At 30.2% G+C, this 21,922-nt stretch carries 18 protein-coding genes; 6 read left to right on the top strand and 12 right to left on the bottom strand.

All coding sequences use genetic code 11. The annotated features are described in order from the left end of the window. Window positions 1-5: 5 nt before the first annotated feature. The 3 genes from ACH5TW_RS11410 to ACH5TW_RS11400 are packed head-to-tail and all read left to right on the top strand — an operon-like array spanning window position 6 to window position 2,787. Window positions 6-1,097 carry a glycosyltransferase gene (locus tag ACH5TW_RS11410; RefSeq protein ID WP_439336634.1) on the top strand — a complete coding sequence of 364 codons (1,092 nt, stop codon included), beginning with the start codon at window positions 6-8 and terminating at the stop codon, window positions 1,095-1,097. A 12-nt stretch (window positions 1,098-1,109) separates the two neighbouring features. Further along, on the top strand, window positions 1,110-1,910 hold the full coding sequence (locus tag ACH5TW_RS11405) for a glycosyltransferase domain-containing protein (RefSeq protein WP_439336633.1): 801 nt from the start codon (window positions 1,110-1,112) through the stop codon (window positions 1,908-1,910). Next, a complete protein-coding gene (locus tag ACH5TW_RS11400; RefSeq protein WP_439336632.1) occupies window positions 1,900-2,787 on the top strand; it encodes a hypothetical protein in 888 nt (295 codons plus the stop codon). Before ACH5TW_RS11405 ends, ACH5TW_RS11400 begins: the two co-directional genes overlap by 11 nt. On the opposite strand, the gene ACH5TW_RS11395 is transcribed toward ACH5TW_RS11400, so the two are convergent. The 5 genes from ACH5TW_RS11395 to ACH5TW_RS11375 all read right to left on the bottom strand — a co-directional run bounded on the left by ACH5TW_RS11395 (window position 2,777) and on the right by ACH5TW_RS11375 (window position 8,740). Beyond that, window positions 2,777-4,075, bottom strand: coding sequence for an HlyD family secretion protein (locus ACH5TW_RS11395; RefSeq protein WP_439336631.1), 1,299 nt, complete (start codon window positions 4,073-4,075; stop codon window positions 2,777-2,779). The two genes, ACH5TW_RS11400 and ACH5TW_RS11395, sit on opposite strands and share 11 nt — an antisense overlap. Next, entirely contained in the window at window positions 4,068-6,281 is a 2,214-nt protein-coding gene (locus ACH5TW_RS11390) for a peptidase domain-containing ABC transporter (protein ID WP_439336630.1), read from the bottom strand. The genes ACH5TW_RS11395 and ACH5TW_RS11390 overlap by 8 nt, the downstream gene beginning before the upstream one ends. A gap of 129 nt (window positions 6,282-6,410) precedes the next feature. Further along, window positions 6,411-6,662, bottom strand: a complete 252-nt coding sequence (locus ACH5TW_RS11385; protein WP_439336629.1) for a hypothetical protein — start codon at window positions 6,660-6,662, stop codon at window positions 6,411-6,413. 79 nt (window positions 6,663-6,741) lie between these two features. Further along, window positions 6,742-8,334, bottom strand: coding sequence for a cysteine peptidase family C39 domain-containing protein (locus ACH5TW_RS11380; protein ID WP_439336628.1), 1,593 nt, complete (start codon window positions 8,332-8,334; stop codon window positions 6,742-6,744). 163 nt (window positions 8,335-8,497) lie between these two features. Next, the gene (locus ACH5TW_RS11375) at window positions 8,498-8,740 is read right to left on the bottom strand and encodes a hypothetical protein (RefSeq protein ID WP_439336627.1); all 243 of its coding nucleotides are present in this window, start codon (window positions 8,738-8,740) and stop codon (window positions 8,498-8,500) included. Between the two features lie 473 nt (window positions 8,741-9,213). Between ACH5TW_RS11375 and ACH5TW_RS11370 the strand changes: the two genes are divergently transcribed. Beyond that, window positions 9,214-9,891, top strand: coding sequence for a ComF family protein (locus ACH5TW_RS11370; protein ID WP_439336626.1), 678 nt, complete (start codon window positions 9,214-9,216; stop codon window positions 9,889-9,891). A gap of 230 nt (window positions 9,892-10,121) precedes the next feature. Further along, entirely contained in the window at window positions 10,122-11,732 is a 1,611-nt protein-coding gene (locus tag ACH5TW_RS11365; protein ID WP_439336625.1) for an Ig-like domain-containing domain, read from the top strand. Here the strand turns inward: ACH5TW_RS11365 and ACH5TW_RS11360 are convergent. Together ACH5TW_RS11360 and ACH5TW_RS11355 are read right to left on the bottom strand one after the other, a co-directional pair. Continuing rightward, window positions 11,716-12,498 (bottom strand): amidohydrolase, encoded by a 783-nt coding sequence (locus ACH5TW_RS11360; RefSeq protein WP_439336624.1) that lies wholly within the window; start codon window positions 12,496-12,498, stop codon window positions 11,716-11,718. The two genes, ACH5TW_RS11365 and ACH5TW_RS11360, sit on opposite strands and share 17 nt — an antisense overlap. 2 nt (window positions 12,499-12,500) lie before the next feature. Continuing rightward, complete coding sequence (locus tag ACH5TW_RS11355; RefSeq protein WP_439336623.1) at window positions 12,501-13,646, bottom strand: methionine aminotransferase; 1,146 nt, start codon at window positions 13,644-13,646, stop codon at window positions 12,501-12,503. A gap of 78 nt (window positions 13,647-13,724) precedes the next feature. Here ACH5TW_RS11355 and ACH5TW_RS11350 point away from each other — a divergent pair, with 78 nt between their 5' ends. Next, window positions 13,725-15,815, top strand: a complete 2,091-nt coding sequence (locus ACH5TW_RS11350; protein ID WP_439336622.1) for a S46 family peptidase — start codon at window positions 13,725-13,727, stop codon at window positions 15,813-15,815. A gap of 46 nt (window positions 15,816-15,861) precedes the next feature. Here ACH5TW_RS11350 and ACH5TW_RS11345 read toward each other — a convergent pair whose 3' ends face one another. The 5 genes from ACH5TW_RS11345 to ACH5TW_RS11325 form a co-directional block, all read right to left on the bottom strand. Further along, window positions 15,862-17,631, bottom strand: a complete 1,770-nt coding sequence (locus ACH5TW_RS11345) for a MutS-related protein (protein WP_439336621.1) — start codon at window positions 17,629-17,631, stop codon at window positions 15,862-15,864. 77 nt (window positions 17,632-17,708) lie between these two features. Continuing rightward, the gene (locus ACH5TW_RS11340) at window positions 17,709-19,280 is read right to left on the bottom strand and encodes a hypothetical protein (protein WP_439336620.1); all 1,572 of its coding nucleotides are present in this window, start codon (window positions 19,278-19,280) and stop codon (window positions 17,709-17,711) included. Window positions 19,281-19,398: 118 nt separating this feature from the next. Next, window positions 19,399-20,097: a zinc metallopeptidase gene (locus tag ACH5TW_RS11335; RefSeq protein WP_439336619.1), complete on the bottom strand. Its 699-nt coding sequence runs from the start codon at window positions 20,095-20,097 to the stop codon at window positions 19,399-19,401. A gap of 155 nt (window positions 20,098-20,252) precedes the next feature. Further along, window positions 20,253-21,353 (bottom strand): alanine dehydrogenase, encoded by a 1,101-nt coding sequence (ald, locus tag ACH5TW_RS11330; protein ID WP_439336618.1) that lies wholly within the window; start codon window positions 21,351-21,353, stop codon window positions 20,253-20,255. A 216-nt stretch (window positions 21,354-21,569) separates the two neighbouring features. Next, window positions 21,570-21,821 carry a SemiSWEET family sugar transporter gene (locus tag ACH5TW_RS11325; RefSeq protein WP_439336617.1) on the bottom strand — a complete coding sequence of 84 codons (252 nt, stop codon included), beginning with the start codon at window positions 21,819-21,821 and terminating at the stop codon, window positions 21,570-21,572. Between the last annotated feature and the right edge of the window lie 101 nt (window positions 21,822-21,922).

Genomic DNA, 21,922 nt, shown 5'->3' with positions numbered 1-21,922 from the left:
CATTTATGTCATTTACTAAAGGAATAACAGTATTAATATCTACATACAATGGAGCTAAAAACCTTCCTGAAACATTGAGACATTTAGCAATTCAAGAAATCGATAATAATATTCCTTGGGAAATAATACTAATTGACAACGCTTCAACAGATAATAGTTTACAAGTGGCTCTAAAAACTTGGAATAAACTTAACAACAGCACAGCATTTATAACAAATAACGAACCTAAAAAAGGTAAGGAAAATGCCATTGACAAGGGGCTTGAAATAGCTAATTACCAATACGTTGTTATATGTGATGATGATAATTGGCTAGAAAAAAGTTATCTACAACTAGCCTATGAAATTATGTCAAAAAACGAAGATATCGGTATGTTGGGAGGGCAAGGCATTCCTGCAAAGCATTTAGATTTACCCGATTGGTTTTCGGGTATGAAAACATATTATGCGGTTGGACAACAAAGTTTAATAAGTGGAGAAATCAAACATTATCATCCAAAATCCCGATTTATTTGGGGAGCAGGCTCTGTAATTAATATGAAGGCCTATTGTTTATTAAAAAAATGTAGGTTCGAGCGTGTTCTTACCAATGAATCTGAAGGAAAAATTGCTCGATCTGAAGACCTTGAACTTTCTCTTGCTATTTGGTTAACAGGTCATAAATTATGGTATGACAGAAGACTTATTTACGAACATGCATTATCACAAGATAGGCTTACTTGGAATGCATTAATACATATTATAAAAATATCTGCACCTGCCTATCATGTTATAAGGCCATATGATATATTTATATTTACTGGAAAAGAAAACGCACCAAAAAAAAGTTATTGGATCGATTATATAATATTTTCTTTTAAAAATTTCAAAAAACATTTTAATTCGCCTAAAGATATAATAACCATATTCTCCATAATTTTTGGAAATCATAAGCAAACTACAAATTACGCTTTACAAGTTAGAGTCTTTTATCAATTTTTAGGCATGGTAAAGCTTTGGAAAAAATATAATCATAATTTCAAAAAAATTAAGCATCTACAAATAAGACTTAGCGAAACAGTAGAAAACTACGATCAAAAACTACTTAATTGTCAATAAAAAAATCTTATAATGAAAGTAATTACAGTAATAAACGACGTTAACGATATAAATTTCAACCTCTTAAGACTCTCTTGCATGCTAAATGGGTTAGAATTAGTTGTTCTTGTATCAAGTAGCAAGGTATTCAACACAAGAAGAATCAAGGATGAACTTCTTTACGATTATTTATCTGATGATAGTATTGATGACAATCAAATTATTCTTTTCACTGATGGCACTGATGCATTATTCACTGCTGGTGAAGTTGAGATTATAGAGAAATTCAATTCTTTTGATAAAAAAGTGATTTTTTCTGCAGAAACAGGTTGTTGGCCAGATTCTAATTTAGCAAGCCAATATCCAGATAACGACAATAAAACACCCTATAAATACCTTAATAGTGGCGGATTCATTGGCAAAGCCAAACTTATAAAAGAATTATTAGAAGATAATGATTTTGATTTAGAAAACTTCCCTTTTAGTAATCAATATTTATGGGCAAAACGCTATTTGAAGCATAGAGATAAAATTGCTTTAGATTTTAATTCTGAAATTTTCTGTGCTTTTTTTACTGACATTGGAGAAAAACACCTCCCCAATTCTGAAAACAATGATTTTTCTAAATTTTATATTAACAAAAAAAAATGGTTCAATGAAAACTTTGAATTTGTTGATGATAGACTAAAAAATAATTTCACACAAACGTTACCGTGTCATTTACATTTTAATGGAACAGCTAAGTTTTTAATTGACCAAGACATACATGATATGGTTTATTCGAAAATAAAAAACTATATACCTGTTCAGTATTATTTTGAGCATGAAGAATAGATTAGATAAGATTGAAAAAAAAATTAGTATGAATGAAAATCATGTTTGGTTTACTTCAAGTTTTTTTTATGATATAAAAAAATGGCATCTTGTTTTAGCAGAAATTGAAAACTTTATATTATATCTAAAAAAAGACGAATTTATTTATTACCAAGCATCATTAAACTATATCCCAGTATGCAATATTCAATTTGCTATATTATGTAAAGACGAGCATATTATGGATAAAATTGGTAGACATTTTTTTGAACACTTTACTAAATTCAAAGAAAAAAATAGGCCTCAAAAATACATCTTTGAAGTTAAAGGCATTGGAATACCATACCCCACTAATACTTTTCAGATTGGCTTATATTCAATCCCTTATAGTAAAAATGGCCTTTCCGCATATAATATTCAAGAGAATTTAACACTATTAATGTTTTCAGGGTTAAAAACTGAAGAATTCACACAAGAAGACATCCATACATTAGCAATATATGCTACTATAACTCTCGGAAAAGCTATTATCCATTTTAATCAACAGGTTGCAAAAAGTATGTTTATAAACATACAAAATGATTATTTTTCGCATGGTCAATCTATAAAAAATGTCTTTCCTGAAGAATATAATGAAATATTAAACCTTACGAAAGAATTACTATCTGTTGAAGATATTAAAAATGAAGAGCCGTGGCTGGCAGATTGGTTTGAATTTTGTAAAACTTATATTAATAAATACCTGAATAACCAATTAGAAACAATTCAATTAGAAAACAAAATTAATGAAGTGTATATTAACAAAATTAACCTTATTGTAAATCAATTGGGGATTCAAACAGAAACAAGCACTACATTACTTAGTCTGGTTAATTGTTCTTTAACATTTAATACTTAAAAATATCCTTAAACTTATAAAACAGCCTTTCAGCAACACTTAAATTTTCCGTTACTATTTCTGCATTACCTAATAGCTCTTGAGTAAACTTAAAACGCTTATTATAAGCCGTTTTAGTTCCGTTTGGTAATGATATGTACACCGTATAATTACCTTCTGCATTTGGAGAAATAGAAAAATTAGTTACCTTACCTATTAACATACCATATTGTTGATATGGAAAATTATCTAGCTTAATAAATACTTTTTGCCCAACAACTACTTTCCCCGCATTTTGTGCTGGTATAAGAAGTTTACCAACTAAAACAGAAGTATCTATTGGCAAAATTGAAAAAACAATACTTCCTGAGTTTACAAATTGATTTTCCCCCCAATAATCTTGAAAACTAATAACACCATTAATTGAAGACGTTAAAACATAATTATATTCCCAATTCCTAATAGCTTCTTTAAGCACATCATATGATTGCACTAAATTTTTTAAGAACTTAGTATTGTCTTCTTGTTCATTAATACGGGTGCTTTTTAATGTTTGATTAGCAGAAGAAATAGCCTCAGTCATTTGAGAAATAGAAATAGCCATAGCACTAATACTCTTTTGCATTTGAATAAACTCTAATTGTTTTAACTCATAATCTCTTTGAGAAATAATACCTTTCTTAAACAGGTATTTATCACGTTCAAAATCTGTTTGCTTTAGTTTGTGTTCTTGCTCTAATAATTTTTTTTGAGCTTTTTGACTTCTCAATCTATTTTTTAATTCTTGAAGAGAAACTTTGTTTCCTCCCAACTGATTTTGATAGGGATCTAAATCTTTTAATAAATAGTAATCTAAATAACTTTTTTCAAAACTAAAATAGGCAGAACTAATATCTCCTAATACCATATAGGCTGTTTTTTTAAAAGGAAATTTAAACGTTTTAACATTGAAAGGAAGTGTATCAACGATACTTTTTAAAATATACACATCGTTAAAATTTGCTGTATTTTTTATAACAGCTAATTTTTGATTAATGGTTACGGTATCACGATTTTTAATAAATATTTTCTCTAATGCCCCAGAGTATCTCGAAATTACTTTTTCTGTTGGATGCTTCGTTGTTACTAATACTTTTGCAGTAACAAAATCAGGGTATTCAATCATGAAAGAAAGCGAAACTATAATACAAACAAACATAAAAATGAGTGTAATACCCCATCTTACAATCCATGAAGGCGGATTAGATAAAATTTCCTGTACTTCTTCGGACCGTAATTCTAAATTGTTCTCTTTTGTCTTTTTAGGCATTTTTTGTACTGCTTAATTTTTCTAACTCTAATTGATTTTTTACTAAACTATAATAAGCACCTTTCTGGTTAAGTAATTCAGTATGCGTACCTGATTCTATTATCATACCTTCATCAACAACCACAATTTGGTCAGCATTTTTAACAGTACTCAAACGATGGGCAATAATAACAGCTGTTTTATCTTGAAAAAACGCATTCAAATTTTCCATAATTATCCGTTCATTCTTTGCATCTAAAGCAGAAGTAGCCTCATCAAAAAATAAAATATCAGGATTTTTGTATACGGCCCTTGCTATAAACAACCGTTGCTTTTGCCCTGTACTCATTCCAACACCTTCATTACCTATTTTAGTATTAAAACCTACAGGCAACGATTGAATAAAGTCATATATATTAGCAACTTTAGTTGCCTTTACTAGGCGCTCTTGGTCTATAGTATCCTCTCCAACAGCTATATTATAGGCTATAGTATCGTTAAACACATAGCCTTCTTGCATCACAACACCACAATTAGCCCGCCATGCTCTATGCGAAATAGCATTTAAATAATGTTCTCCATATAAAACAGTACCTTTCTCTACGTCATAAAATTTTAATAAAATTTTCATTAAGGTTGTTTTACCACTGCCACTCGCACCTACTATCGCTGTAATTTTGTTAGCAGGTACACGCATACTTAATCCCTTAATGACATGCTCGTCGCTTCCAATATATCTAAACGTAATATTATTGACTTCCAGATTTTGGTTAAGTTTAATATTAGATATTAAGTGTTTTTCTTTACTTTCCTCATCGTCTTTATCGTGAATTTCACCTAAACGCTCTAAACTTATTTTTGCATCCTGGGTTGCTTGAATAAAACCTACCAATTGTGTTATAGGCCCATTTAATTGCCCAATAATATACTGAATAGATAGCATCATACCCAATGTAATAGAGCCTTCTATAACCAATAAGGCAGAAGTAAAGGTTATAAATATATTTTTAGACTCATTAATAAAAGATGACCCCACCCCTTGTGTTTGCTCTAAGGCCAAACTTTGCATAGAGACTTTAAAAAGGCGTGCTTGTACATATTCCCATTTCCAACGTTTTTGTTTTTCGGCATTATTCATTTTTATTTCTTGCATACCATTTACAAGCTCTATAACCGTACTTTGCTCTTGGCTTGACTGAGAAAAACGCTTATAATCTAGTTCTTTTCGTCGTTTTAAGAAAAATAAAATCCAGAGAATATAAATAATACTACCAAATGCAAATATGAAAAATATAGATGTGCTATAATAAATAAGAACAACTCCAAAAACAAATAAGCTTACCATAGAAAAAAGCGTATTTAAAGTAGAACCCGTTAAGAGCTTCTCTATTCGGCTATGGTCATTTATTCGTTGCATAATATCTCCTGTCATTCTAGTATCAAAATAAGCTATAGGAAGATTCATTAGTTTAATAAAAAAATCAGATACTAATGATATATTTATGCGTGTACTTAAATGTAATAATATCCAACTTCTAAAAACATCAACACTCACACGGCCAAGAAACAACATTAATTGTGCAATTAAGACTACATATATAAAACTAATATCTTGATTTTGTATACCTACATCAACTATACTTTGTGTTAAAAAAGGAAAAATAAGCTGTAATATACTACCAACTAATAAACCAATAATAAGTTGCAGTAGTAAATTTTTATACTTAAATAGATATTGAAATAGGAATCTAAATGATTTTTTATCAGTTTCTTCCCAATCTAGTTTTTTAAATTTTGGAGTTATTTCTAACAATAAGGCTATCCCCTCTTTACTGTCTTCAGTGGCATTATTGCCAATCCATCGTTGTATAAATTCATCTTTAGTATAAGTAATTAAACCATAGGATGGATCTGATATATAAACCACATCATCCTTAATTTTATACACCACTACAAAATGGTTTTTATTCCAATGGACTATAAGTGGTAACGGAGCTTCTTTTAACTTGTTAAAATCAAATTTTACACCTAAAGATTTAAACCCAATAGTCTCGGAAGCATCACTTAATTTAAGCAGATTACTTCCAGCTCTGGTAGTTTCAGATAAATCGCGTATTTCTTGTAAAGAAATAAGTTTGCCATAATATTTGGCTACAATACGTAAACAAGTAGGACCACAGTCTTTACTGTCTGGTTGTTTGTAAAAAGGGAAGGTTTTATTGCGCAATTTAAGTTAAATACTTTGTGTTAAATTAAATAATTTATAAAGTTTGCAATGCTTCTTCATAAAAATAATATTAAAAGGGCAGTAAAAATATTTACTTACTGCCCCTTAAACTTTTTTGACCAGATCATATTAGATCATGGCACAGGCAAAAAGAGATTGACCAGATGGACAACTAGTTGCAGTACCAGTATACACACATGGACTACAATTGAAAAGATCATTGTTGTAACAACACGCGTAATAACCATCACCATAACCACCACCAAACACAGTTTTAAGCTGGTTGCGTTGAAGCATATCACTAGCTCCTAAATTCAGTTTTTTTAAACTTAATTTTTTCATAATAAAAAAAATATTAATAATTATATTTGCCCCGAGCATTTAAAGACCATCAAGGTTTTGGTCTGCCTTTCGCGAAAAGGGTATTGTTCGTGCCCAAAGTGTATGCTTTGGGCTTTTTTTAAATTAAAACATCTGTTAAATCTTCAATTGTATATTCTTTAGGTAATTCGTAACCATTAATAAAAAGAGTAGGGGTATGAATTATGTTTTCAGCTTTACACCAATTTCTCATGGCTTCTATTTTATTGTTTTGCAACTCTAATTCACCGTTCATAGGGTATTTACTGGCAAACGTTTCATAATCTTTTTGGTCTGCCAAGTACCAATCATCCAAAGCCTTTTGAGTTTTCTTTTTATTCCCTAAGCTATCAATGGCTAAAAAATGACTTACAGGTTTAGCTTTTAAATCGTTAGCATCACTGCTTACTGTAAATAATACTTGCAGATTTATAGTACCCTTTTTTACCAAATCTTCTAAAATAGGATGTGCTTTGGCACAAGGACCACAGTAAGGATTACAAACTTTAACCACAAGGTATTTGGCATTTTCATTTGTAATGGAGATGCCCAAACCATCTAAAGGTGTTCCTATTTTTCTGGATTTTGACAATAAACCTTCCAAAACATTCGGGTTGCTTTTTATTTTTTTAAGTCCGCGCTTATGTAAATTAGTTTCTTTTTCTTGTTCTAATAATGGTTTTATTAGTTTCCAAGTCAATATGGGTATTAAAAATAATGCTAGTAAAAGAGGAATCGTTTCTAATTGCAAATTTGAACTGTAAAAGTTTCCAAAAAACGAAACAAGAATTTCTGAAACCAATACTGTTTGGATAATGATGCAAAACTTACACCATTGCTTAATAACTATTGCTTGATAATACACTGAAATGGCTATTATTGGTAAAGACACAAAACTAATTAGTGCTAAAATTGATAATGATGGAATTGAAAAACTTGAAATTAATAGAAAAAAGAATGAGCCAAAAAAATAAGAAAAACTTAACTCACTCAAACTAAAAGTACCTTTGAACAGTTTGGCATGTTTAGAATTTAAAACCGAATTGCAATTTATTTTTTGACTGCTTCCAGTGCAAAAATTTTGTAAGGTTGGGTTGTATTGATCTACATCGAACCATAATAACAAACCTCCAACAATTAAACCTGTTATTTTTAAAAGGGTATATATCGCAGTAAAACTTGATGATATTAATGTAGCGTTAGACTCCGAATTTATAAAACTTATTGCCACCCAACCCAAAATAAATAAAACTATAGATACTTTTAGTCCCTTTAAAATATTGGATGATAATAATTTTTTGTCAATATCAATTTCTTTAGACTCTGTTGATGTTTCAGCTAACAAACAGATTCCTGTCCATGATTTAAGGAAATCCTCCTTTAAAGTTTTTACAAGTTTACTTTTATCATCATAATACTCAACTTCATTTGCTAGTACCTTTTTTAACACAAAAAATACATGCGTTCCCTGTTTTTTTACTTGCACAATACAAGGCAAAGGCATGTTATTTAGTTTTTCCTGATCAATTTTAACAGCTAACGTTTCAATATTATATTTTTCTAAAGTATCTGAAATAGCTAGTAAACTTGGATGTTCTGGGTGGGATAGAATACTATCTTCTAAGTACTTTTTTGTATTCTTAACATTAAGAGTGTTTAAAAGTTTTCTTGTAGCATTTACGCAATTATCCATAAAATAATAATAATTTTCAACTTAAACATTTAAAAGACTATTAAGTTTTTTAGTCTGCATTTCACGAAAAGGGTATTTTTGTTTATAAAGTGAATATCTTTTCGCTTTTATATTCATTTGGAATATTTATCGCTTTAAGATAAATATTAGTTTTCATTTATAATTAACATGCTCCTTGGCAACTCATATTTGCTACATTACTCCCATATGCTTGCCGACAATGATAAAGAGTTGGATAGCAATCCCCTAGACATAATGGACCAATTACTTGTCCATTAGATTTTATACATAGCACAAGAATATTACCACTACCTCCCTCATATCCACCAAACACAGATTTTATCTGACTTTTTTGAAGTATATCTTTAGCTTCTATGTTTAGTTTTTTTAAACTTAATTTTTTCATAATAAAAAATTTAATAATTATATATTTGACCTGAATCTTTTAAAGACTATCAAGTTTTTTTAATCTCCATTTCAATAAAAGGATATTGTTCTTGAGCAAAGAGAATTCCATTTTACTTTTATATTAATTTTGAATGCTTTCAAGTTTATTTTCAGCATTATAATATTTAACATATCAAAAAACGCAATCGATTGTTTTATTAAGCATTAATTATTTAATTTTAACCTTATTTATGCTGTTTTTTATTTTAAAATAAAAATTTATTGATGCTAAATGTAAGAATTAAATTCTATTATTATAAGTAAATATGTTAAATTTTAAAAAAAATTCTTGTATTAATTACGTAAAAAGCTACATTAATAGTTGTTTTTATTTCTAATGAATTGATTATAAATAAGCCTAAAAAAGAAAACTAGAGTAATTAACTCATCCATTATGTTTATTTTACTTTATAAATTAACTTAATAATACACATGCTCAAATCTATACTAAATCTATTCTTCCCAAAAGTTTGTTATGCTTGTCATAATTTATTGAATGATAATGAAGACACCATTTGTATAGATTGCCGGCATGATTTACCAATAACCAACTTTCATTTTAATGATAACGATGCTGTAAAAAAAGTGCTTTATGGACGAGCAAAGATTGAAAATGGCACAGCTCTTTTCAGATTTGAAAAAAAAGGTTTAGTACAGCAACTCATTCACGGTTTAAAATATAAAGGCTATGAAAATATTGGATTTGTTTTAGGAAACTGGCTTGGTGGTGAACTTAAAACACTTGAACCCTATAAAAATATTGATGCTATAATTCCTGTTCCGCTTCATAAAAAGAAACTTAAAAAACGAGGTTATAATCAAGTTACTAAATTCGGACAACAACTTGCTGAATGTTTAAATGCCGACTATAAAGAAGATGTATTAATCAAAATAACAAATACAAAATCGCAAACCAACAAAGGTCGTTTTTCCCGTTGGACTAATACCGATGAATTATTTGCACTGAAGAATATGGAAACTATAAATAACAAACATATTCTATTAGTAGACGACATTATTACTACTGGAGCAACCTTAGAAGCTTGTATTTTAGTTTTAAACCAAACAAAAAACATAAAAATAAGTATTGCAACTATGGCAATAGCTTAAATAAGATTGTCGTTATATCTATAAACACACATCATACATTAGAAAATCTATTACATATTAAAACTACTTCAAAATATATCACCCCCTACTTCTTTAAGTTTATCCATAGCGGTGCTATGCAAAAACTTATAAGAAGTCATATTTTATTGTATTTTTAATCTTCATGACGACTTTCTAATGCTTGATGTGTGTTAAAAATTATGTAGGTTTGTGCAAAAGTATTATTGGTAATGTATAAGAAGCTTTCAAATTTTATTTTAGCCTTTTCTATTGGGCTTGTTTTTGTTAACTGTGCAAACCGTGGCACTCCTGAAGGCGGACCTAAAGATCTAGACCCTCCTGTTATAGTAAAAGCAATTCCTGAAAACTATTCTACACAATTTAGTGATAATGAAATAAAAATTTATTTTGACGAGTATGTTAAAATGAAGGACTTACAAAAGCAACTTATTATTTCGCCTCCAATGGATACACCTCCAGAAATTACACCTATTGGTAGTGCGAGCAAATATATTACTATTAAAATACACGATACCTTAGAAGCTAACACCACTTATGCTTTTAATTTTGGAAACAGTATAGTAGATAATAATGAAGGAAATCCCTATCCGTATTACCGTTATGTGCTTTCTACAGGAGATTACATCGATTCACTTACTGTTAAAGGTCAAGTTGTTGATGCGATAAAAAGACAACCAGAAACCTTTATAAATGTTGCACTTTATGAAGTTGATTCGACTTTTTCCGATTCTATTGTATATAAAGAAAAACCAAAGTATATAACCAATACATTAGATAGTCTTACAACTTTTTCTATTGAAAACATTAAGGCAGGAAAATATATGTTGATGGCTTTAAAAGATGGTAATGGCGATAATAAATTTCAGCAAAAAACAGATCAAATTGCATTTTATAAAGATTTTATAGAAGTGCCAACCGATTCGCTTTATACTCTTAAACTTTTTTCTGAAGATTTAGATTTTAATGCCTCTAGACCAATCTTAGATGCTAGCGAAAAAATTACTTTTGGTTACGAAGGTGACTATAGAGGCATGACTATTGACATTAATTCTGAAGTACCAGATAATTTTAGTTACCGCATTACCAAAGACGAAAAAACAGATTCCCTTTACTATTGGTACAAACCTAAGTTAGAAGTAGATTCGCTTCTTTTTACAGTTTCTAATAGCAAGAATAAATTCAAAAAAGATTATACAGTTAAAATAAGAGATAAGAAACGAGATTCTCTAACCTTAAAGGGTATTTTACCTACTGGTTCTGAAGACCCATATAAAATAAGAGGAAGCGTCCCTTTTATGAGTTTTGATGATTCTAAAATTAGTATAATGGATAAAGATTCTTTAAACGTTGATTTTTCCACAGAATTTGACACCATAAATAATACCTACGCTATAAACTTTAAAAGAACCGAAGAGAATAGCTATAAAATACAAGTACTACCAGAAGCTTTTACTGATTTTTTTGAAACTAAAAATGATACATTAAATTATTCTGTTACTACTAAAGAAAAATCAGATAGCAACTTAAGGATTTATTTAAAAAATGCCGTTTACCCAGTTATTGTTCAGCTAACCGACAAAGATGGAAAAGTGAAATTAGAACAATATGTAACTAAAAACAAACCAGTTGACTTTTTTCACATTCAGCCTGGGAAATATTATTTAAGGGTTGTTTTTGACTCCAATGGTAATAAAAAATACGATACAGGTAATTATCTTAAAAAAATCCAACCCGAACGTGTAAGCTTTTATCAAGGACAGCCAGATGACGATATAAGGGCAGGTTGGGATGCTGTTTGGACTTTTATATTATTAAATTAAAATCGTCTTTATCATTTAAAAACTTAAGCTTACTTCTGTAAGCTTCAACGTGTCTTTTTTCTAGAGTAACAAGTTCAATTTGCTCTGTATTGGGTGTGAAATTTGTTTGTATGTTACCTAAAACATCGTACACTGCAGAGTGTCCTGAATATTCCATATTTACACCATCAACACCTACTCTATTCACGCCAATTACATAGCTCATATTTTCAATAGCACGCGCTTTTAACAAGGCATTCCAAGCAGAAATTCTAGGCTTTGGCCAGTTGGCTACATATAATAGAACATCATAATCTTCAACATTTCTTGCCCAAACAGGAAATCGTAAATCGTAACATACAAGCGGGCAAATTTTCCAACCTTTATATTCGATAATTACTTTTTCATCTCCTGCCGAAAACACTTTATCTTCACCCGCAAGAGTAAACGTATGTCGCTTATTATAATGTGTAATTTTACCAGAAGGTTCTACAAAAAGGAGTCTATTATAAAACCTATTTTCTTCTGAAATAATAAAACTTCCAACAATGGCGGCATTTGCTTTTAAAGCTTCTTTTTGCATCCATAAAACGGTATCACCATGCATAGTTTCAGCAACTTTGGAAGCATTCATAGTAAAAGCCGAAGTAAACATTTCGGGGAGGACGATAACATCGACAGAATCAGAAATAGACTTTATTTTTTCTGAAAAGTTCAACCGATTTTGTTCAGGGTTTTCCCAAACTAAATCAGATTGTACAAGTGCTATTTTAAGTTGATTTTCCATAATTAAATAGTATTTAAAATATCTGCTGCTCGCTTTAAGGTATCATCCTTTTTTGCAAAACAAAATCGGAGGACATTATTATCTAAACTATTTATATTAAAAACCGACAACGGAATTGAAGCTATACCAAATTCAGTAGTTAATCGTTTTGCAAAATCAACATCATATTCATCAGTAATACTAGTATAATCTAACACTTGAAAATAAGTTCCTTTTGAAGGTGTAAATTTAAATCTAGAATCTTTTAATAAACTTAAAAACAAATCTCTTTTTTTCTGATAAAAAGCAGATAAATCTAAATAATGCTTTGGTTCTTGCATATAATCTGCAATGCCTTTTTGTGTTGGGTTATGAATACAAAACACATTAAACTGATGTACTTTTAAAAACTCTTTCATGAGCTCTTTTGGCGCACAACAATAGCCAATACGCCACCCTGTATTATGAAATGTTTTACAAAAAGATGCCACCACAAAACTTCTAGATTTCAATCCAGGAAACAAACACGCGCTCTGATGTTTTTCATTATCAAAAATCATGTGCTCGTAAACCTCGTCACTCAATACAATAATATTAGTATCCTTTGTAATGGCTTCCAATTGCAACATATCTTCTCTAGAAAACACGGTACCTGTAGGGTTATGAGGTGAGTTAATAATAATCATTTTAGTACTACTATTAACCTTTTCTTTTACGTCCTTCCAATCTACTTTAAAATTATTAGAAGCTTGCATTTGAATTGGGATAACTTTCCCTCCATTAAGTTCCACTGCTGGCTGATAACTATCATAAGCTGGTTTAAAAACAATAACCTCATCATTAGGTTTTACAAATGTTGTGATAATGGTAAAAATAGCTTGTGTGGCACCTGCTGTTACAGTAATATCTGTTTCTGGATGATAACTTGTACCGTAAAGTAAATCAAATTTTTTAGCAATTGCTTCTCTTAATTCTAAATCACCCTTCATTGGCGCATAGTGATTATAGCCCGAGTTCATAGCTTTATTCACTAAGTCTATTAATTTCTGATCGCTATCAAAATCGGGAAAACCCTGAGATAAATTTATTGCATCATGCTCTGTTGCTAAAGCACTCATCACAGAAAAAATAGTTGTTCCAATATTAGGGAGTTTAGAAATATGCTGCATTTTATGTTAAATAGAACTGTAAATTTACAATAATAAATAAATGCTTTATATATTTGATTACATTCAATTTACTACACTATGAAATATATTAAAATCATTCTGTTTTTTATAAGTATTAATATCTCTGCTCAACAAGGAGGCATGTGGATACCTTCTCTTTTAGAAGGTTTAAATGAAGACGAAATGACTAGTCTTGGAAGCAAACTAACAGCTAAAGACATTTACGATGTTAACAATTCAAGCTTAAAAGATGCTATTGGCCATTTTGATGGTGGATGCACTAGCGAAGTCATTTCACCTAACGGGTTACTTTTAACAAATCATCATTGTGGCTATGGACAAATACAATCACATTCTTCTCTTGAAAACGATTATTTAAAAGATGGTTTTTGGGCTATGAACCTTGATGAAGAAATACCTAACAAAGGTTTGTATGTAGAATTTATTGTTAGCATTCACGATATTACAGAAGATATTTTAAAAATGGTTAACGATGAAATGACTGAAAAAAACAAACAATCTGTAATAGCTAAAACAAGTAATGATATCATGAAAAACTGGCCAAGAGAAAGCTGGCACGATGTTAAGGTTAAATCATTCTATAAAGGCAATCAGTACTTTTTATTTGTTACAGAACGTTTTGAAGATATTCGTTTGGTTGGTGCACCCCCAACAAGTATTGGTAAATTTGGTAGCGATACAGACAACTGGGTTTTTCCAAGACATACGGGCGATTTTTCAATATTTAGAATTTATGCCGATGAAAATAACCATCCTGCAAAATATAACAAGAACAATAAGCCATATAAACCAAAGCACTTTTTACCAATTTCTTTAGATGGTGTTGAAGAAGGCGATTTTACTATGGTATTTGGTTTCCCTGGTAGAACTAACGAATATTTACCCGCTGTTGCTATAGAACATATAACAAAAGAATTTAATCCAACAAATATTGCTATTCGTGAAGCTGCTTTAAAAGTAATTGATGCAGAAATGAAAAAAAACGATGAAGTACGCATTAAATACGCATCAAAACAAGCAAGTATTGCAAATGCTTGGAAAAAATGGATAGGCGAGAATTTAGGAATTGAAAAAAGTAATGCCGTAGCAAAACGACAAGGTTTTGAGGCAACATTCATTAAAGCTTTAAAAGAAAAAGGTTTGGAGGATAAATATGGATATATTCTTCCTGAATTTGATCGTTTGTATAAAGATTTTGCTCCTGTAAATATTAAGCGCCGTAATTTTATTGAAGTCTTTTTAGTTACCAATGAATTAATGCAAATGCTATTTAGATCTTATCAATTTGAGCAAGCTATAACAGCAAATCCAGATAATTTAGAAAAAGGAAAAGCTAGTTTAATTGACGATTTAAAAGGTATTCATAAAAATTATGATGTGGCTGTAGACAAAGGTGTTTTTAAAGCTGTAATGCCATTTTATAATAGTAATATAGATTCTAGTATATATGACAATACTGCGTTTACTAATTTAGATAACGCTTTAAAATTATTAGAAGGTTCTAATATTAAAGACATCGTTAAAAAACTGAACAAAGATGCTGCTTATCAATATGCAAAACCAATCATTAACGAGTTTTTCAATACTGTTAATAATGAATTTATTGAAAAAAACGAACCTATTACTACCTTACAAACAGCATATATGACAGCTTTAATGGAAGCTTTACCAAACGAACGCTATTTCCCTGATGCCAATAGCACCCTTAGAGTTACCTACGGACAAGTACATGGTTATTCTCCAAGAGATGCTGTACATTATAATGCTGTAAGCTATTTAGATGGCGTTATAGAGAAATACATTCCTGGAGATTATGAATTTGATGTTCCTAAAAAATTACGTGATTTATATGAATCTAAAAATTATGGACAGTATGCAGATAAAAACGGCAAAGTTCCTGTATGTTTTTTAGGAACGAATCATACAACTGGCGGAAACTCAGGAAGTCCAGCTATTGACGCACATGGAAATCTTGTAGGCTTAAATTTTGATCGTGTTTGGGAAGGCACAATGAGTGACATGAACTACGACCCAGATATTTGTAGAAATATTATGGTCGATTTACGTTATGTTCTTTTTATAATTGATAAATATGCCGAAGCAACACACCTAATTGATGAAATGGTTTTGGTGCATCCAAAAAAATAAACCTCTTAATTTAGTTTTTGTTTAATCTTCGAATTAATTTCGAGGATTAAACAATATTCATCTTCTTCAATAAGAACGATGCATTCATATTTTGACAAATACCTGTTTTCAAAGTATAATCAAAATGAAGCTCATCATTAATAATTTCGGCATCAAAATAATAGTTTTTCACATCATCAAGTTCTTTTTCAATTTCACATAAACTCAAATCATGCGTTGCAATAATTCCTGTAGCATTTGAAGCAACAAGTTTTTCAACAAACTTGCGAGAACCAATAGCTTTATCGGTGCTATTGGTACCTTTTAAAATTTCATCTAACACAATAAAATAAGGCTCTTTTTGAATGGCATCTACAATGTATTTTAAACGTGTTAATTCTGAAAAGAAATACGAACTATCATCGGTTAACGAATCTGTAGTACGCATGCTTGTAATTAACTTAACCGGCGCATATTTGCTGGTCTTTACACAAACAGGCAAGCCAACATTCGCCATAACAATATGTAAAGATACGGTACGCAAAAACGTACTTTTTCCAGCCATGTTTGCGCCTGTAACAATAAAAAACTGTTCGTTATCAATTATTAAATCACTATCAACACGCTTGGTTTTATTTAGTAACGGATGTCCTAAACCTTCTGCTTTAATTACAGCACCTTTTTCTATGTTTGGAAACACAAAATCAGGATGGTTAAAAGTAAAGTTTCCTAAAGAATTATAAGCATCAAAAAACGACACAACTTCAAACCAATCAGCTACTTTATTAGCATGTTGCTTAATCCATTGCTCTATGTGATAACTATTTTTTAAATCGGACAAAAACAAACCGTTTCCAAAAATGGCAGAGATAAAATTATTTCTATTATCTAAGGCATCCAACGATTTGGAAAAATCTTTAAAAATAGCAGATGCTTTTTTTCCTTCTTGTTGAATTTGTTGTTGCTTTCCTTTTAATAATTCTGAAAAAAATGATTCTTTTTCAATCAAATTTAAAAGTAATGCATATTGTTTAAAAGTCTCTTTTACCTTATCTGTATTCGAAGCTAGAGAATTTATTTTTTTAAGATAACATCCAGTAACACCCAATCCAACAAGCAACCAATAGCCAATTAAAGCTTGATGTGTAATGACGTTTAAAAATATGAGTACGAATATAAGTAACGACATTATAGTAAAAACTAACGGCATCCATTTCATTATTTTGGGCAAAAACGTTTTATGATTTTGTAACCAACCTATAATTTTGTTCGCAGGTATTTCTACAGAAACCAAACTCGATGTTGCCGTATAATGTTGTCGCCATTCTGGTTTAGAAGCAAGTTCTTTTATAGCTTCTTGACGTAATACAATACCATCAACATCATTTGCTTTTAAAACATCGGCTAATTTTTGAGTGCCTTCATTAATACGTGTTCTATTTATAAACTGAAAAAAAGAACCACGTCCAAACAAATCTATATCTAAACTATAAAAATGATTAGGGTCTTGAAACTGCAAGCCATCATTTCGATCATGAAAATCGCCCGAAGCTATTTTAATTTCATCTTCATTAATAGCTACCAAAGCTTCATTAAATTGTCTTTCTGCTTTAACATCGTTATACTTTGATAACAAAAACAAAAACACAGCAATACCAACAACAGCGATAAAAACCGCCACTTGCCATTGACTAAAAGTTACATAAACACCAAAAGCAGCAATAATAAAAGTTAACAATCTTAACGTACTTAAGGCTGTCATTTTTTTGTACAACTTTCGCACAGCCTGATTATAAGATTCTAAATGTTTTTTATAGTATGATAAAGGGGTGCTCATGTGCTGTTTTTATTGAATTGTAAAGAAACAAAAAAGCCTTGAAAAATTTTCAAGGCTTTTTTGTTTTTTCAGTGAAATCAGATTTTTATTTTTAAAATCCTAGTATTCTTTTTCTTTTTCCCTGATAATGTTACAGTTTGTTTGTTTAAGTTAATCACACCATCATTTACTTTATAGTACACTTTAGAATCTTTATCATCTATTAATTTTTTAAAATCAATCGCTCCATCTTTATTAATACTAATCATATAAAGATTAGATTTTTTAGCATTTGTCTGTCTAAAAGCAATTCTATCTTGACTTAATTTCTTAATATTATCAGAACAGTTAATAAAGAAATAAGAAGATTCACCTACAGGAATAGATGTAAAAGAACTATTAGCAAATCCTGTTTGTGCTTTGTTAATATTTCTTGCCCATTTTAATCCTCCATCTTTATCAAGCCGTAAACTAATTATATCATCAAAATGGTAAACTGTACGAGTAGTCATAGCTCCAGTACTTGACATTGATGTATATACAGTAATATAAAATTCTTCAGCATTAACAACAATATCTCCATTTTCCATTATATAAACACCTTTGAAATCTATATTACGAACTCCTTTTTCTTTTTTTCTTTTCTTTTTATTCTCTTTGTCTCCATATTTATCTGTCATAAATTCTTCTGAAAACGCTGTGAATTTTTGGTTTTCCATTTCTAAACTTTCAGAATTAAGATTAAATAAACAAACACCATTAGATCTAAATTCATCTTTTTTTCCATAAAAACCAACACATGCTAACCTATCTTCTCCTTTAATTAATTCAAGTGAAGAAATAAATTTATCAGCATTTTTAAAACTAACCTGCTGCTGTCCTTCTGCATTTACCTTAAATAACTCGAAATGATAATTCGCTTTTCCTTTTTTCTTTGTTCTTCTTGAATCATTTTCAAAAGATTTTCCTAAAAAATAAACAGTACCATCTTTACCATCCACATCAATGCTATTGTATTCAAAGAGCATATCTTTAATATCTTTCTTTATCAGTTTTTCAAAAACTTTTTCAAAATCACTATTAAAGACAAAAACTTTATGAGTTTCTTTATCCTTATCTTTAAAATCAAAATTTATTACAAAAAACGCTTTATTGGCAGACAAAACTACCTCCCCCATATGATCTCTATCTACCTGAGAAAGATTACTACCAAAAAAAGGAAAAAATATTGCCCCAAAGTATTTCTGCATATTATCTTCTGAAAAAGAGATTAATTCTTTCTTACTAAACTTTAAATCATCAAGATTTGCCGAAACTGAATTAAAAACAATTCTGTCTTCCTTTTTTTTATAATCAAATTCAATTAAATGTAATTGACCATCTTTAATAAAAGCATTCTTTATATGATTATCTTCAACATCATACTCAACCTCTTTTAAAAGCCTAAGGTTAGTATCAAAATGTTGAATGTAGTATCCTTTTAATTTTTGCATCATACCCCCTCTATATGATCGTATAGTTATAATTTCACCATTTGAATCTTCCAAAGAAAATAATAATGAACTATTCTTTTTTGAATCTTTGAAAATTTCACTTTTAACCATTGATACATCTTGCGAATATATATTGCAAGTGAATAAGAATAAAATAAATAAAGCAGTTGTTTTCATTAAATGTTATATTTTAAGACACAAATATAAGATAATACACATGCTTGGCAGCAAAAAAAAGCTGGTAAAAGTTAACTTTTACCAGCTTTTTTTTATTTATATAATTTTTTCTAAGAAATTAATCTCTTCCTCCTGCAAACACTCTAAATCCCCAATATACTAACTGAGCAAGTGAACCAATAGCCGCTACTAAATAAGTTCTTGCAGCCCATTTAAGGGCATCTTCAGAACCCTTATATTCTTCTTGAGATACCATGTTTTTGTTTTTTAACCAAGCTAAGGCTCGATTACTAGCATCGTATTCTACAGGTAACGTAATAAAACTAAACAAGGTTGCAAAACCCATCATTACTAAACCGGCAATAGCAACCCAGTAACCTAATCCAATTCCTGCTGCTGCGCCTAATGCAAGACCACCAATAACAATCCACATAGACATACCCGAAGTCACACTCACTACAGGAACCAAAGCCGAACGCATTGTTAACCATTGATATGCTTTAGCATGTTGTACCGCATGTCCACATTCATGTGCAGCTACAGCCGCAGCCGCAGCGTTACGTTGATTATAAACGGCTTCACTTAAATTTACGGTTTTATTTTTCGGGTTATAATGATCGGTTAAACGTCCAGGTGTAGAAATAACCTCAACATCTCTAATACCGTGATCTGCTAACATTTTTTCAGCAATTTCGGCACCACTCATACCATTACGTAAGTGTACTTTTGAGTATTTTTCAAACTTACGTTTTAAAGTACTACTTACTAACCAGCTTATTAAAGCAATACCTCCTAATAATATATAATATACTAACATTTTAAATCTATTTAAGTTTTTAATTACAAACTAAATATAACAAAAATAAAGCCATTATTAATTAAATGATAATATGTCAGTAAATTAAAAAGTGAGGAACCTAAATTAGGAACCCCACTTTAAAAACACTTAAGTGTCAACCAAAAAAATTATTATTATGCTTCAGCAAATTCTAAATCGAATGCCTCTGCTATTTCTTTATAAACAATTTCTCCTTTAACAATGTTTAATCCTTTTGCTAAAGGGGCACTATTTTCACATGCTTTTTCCCAACCTTCGTTTGCTAACTTAATAACATAAGGCAATGTTACATTTGTTAATCCCATTGTAGATGTATAAGGTACAGCTCCTGGCATATTTGCAACAGAATAATGAACCACCTCATCAATAATATATGTAGGATCTTGATGCGTTGTTGGCTTCGTTGTTTCAAAACAACCACCTTGATCTACAGCCACATCTACCATAACAGTACCCGGACGCATCTCTTTAAGCATATCTCTTGTAATTAATTTAGGTGCTTTTGCTCCTTTAATTAATACACCACCAATAATTAAATCGGCATCAACAATATGTTTTCTAATATTATATTCACTAGAAAATTCACTAACAACATTATTAGGCATCACATCACTTACGTAACGTAAAGCTTTCATATTAATATCTAAAATATGAACACTAGCTCCTAATCCCGAAGCCATACGTGCTGCCTGAAGTCCTACAACACCTGCTCCTAAGATTAAAACTTTAGCAGGAGGCACTCCTGGTATACCACCTAGCAAAATACCACGACCTTTAATTGGTTTTTCTAAAAATTTCGCTCCTTGTTGTACAGACATACGCCCTGCAACTTCAGACATCGGAATTAATAAAGGTAAAGTTCCATCGGCATCTTCAACCGTTTCGTAAGCAATACAAATAGCATTACTCTTAATCATAGCATGTGTAAGCGCTTCACTTGATGCAAAGTGGAAATATGTAAACACAACCTGATTTGGTCTAATTAAATCATATTCCTTCTCAATAGGCTCCTTTACTTTAACAATCATTTCAGCAGTAGCATATACTTCTTCAATAGTATCAAGTATAGTTGCACCAGCTTTAATATAATCATCATCTAAAAAACCACTATTAAAACCTGCATTTGTTTGTATATAAACAGCATGATTTCTTTTCGTTAATTCAAACACACCAGAGGGTGTCATCCCCACTCTGTTTTCATTATTTTTAATTTCAATAGGAACACCAATTTTCATAAGAAAGAGATATTTATTAAGTTAGTTTTAATTTTTAACAAAATTAAAATAAATGATTCAAATCTGAAGTCAATAATTTATTTTATTTGAATTATTGTTATCAAATTTAACATTTATTTAATAAATACACAACATATACCAGCTTACTAGGAATTCATTGAATATTCCATAATAACAGAAAAACTCATAAATAAGCTAAAAACAGCCTTTTACAGTCTAACGTTTATGGTATTTTATTTTAAAATAAAGTAATAAAAAGGAAGAAACAATAGTAATACTATTTGCAAAAATCATGGACGGACTTTCTTTTAAAATCCCATAAATTAACCAGCCAACAATGCCAATAAAAAAGATTATTAGCATAGGCAAAGACAAACCGGAAACATCTTTGGTTTTCCAAGTTTTATAAACTTGGGGTAAAAAAGCAGCTGTTGTTAAAATAGCAGCAATAAATCCTATTATTTCCATGTTATTTATATGTAATACTTGAGTGAAAATTATTTGGGCGTTACCCTATATCCTGAATTAAGTTCAGGAACAGGTCGGGCTTTTCGTTAAAAGTTTTGGCT

The organism is Thalassobellus sediminis (assembly GCF_044386045.1).
Lineage (GTDB): Bacteria > Bacteroidota > Bacteroidia > Flavobacteriales > Flavobacteriaceae > Thalassobellus > Thalassobellus sediminis.
Note: the sequence above shows the minus strand (reverse complement) of the source record. Positions and strands in the feature narration are given on the sequence as shown.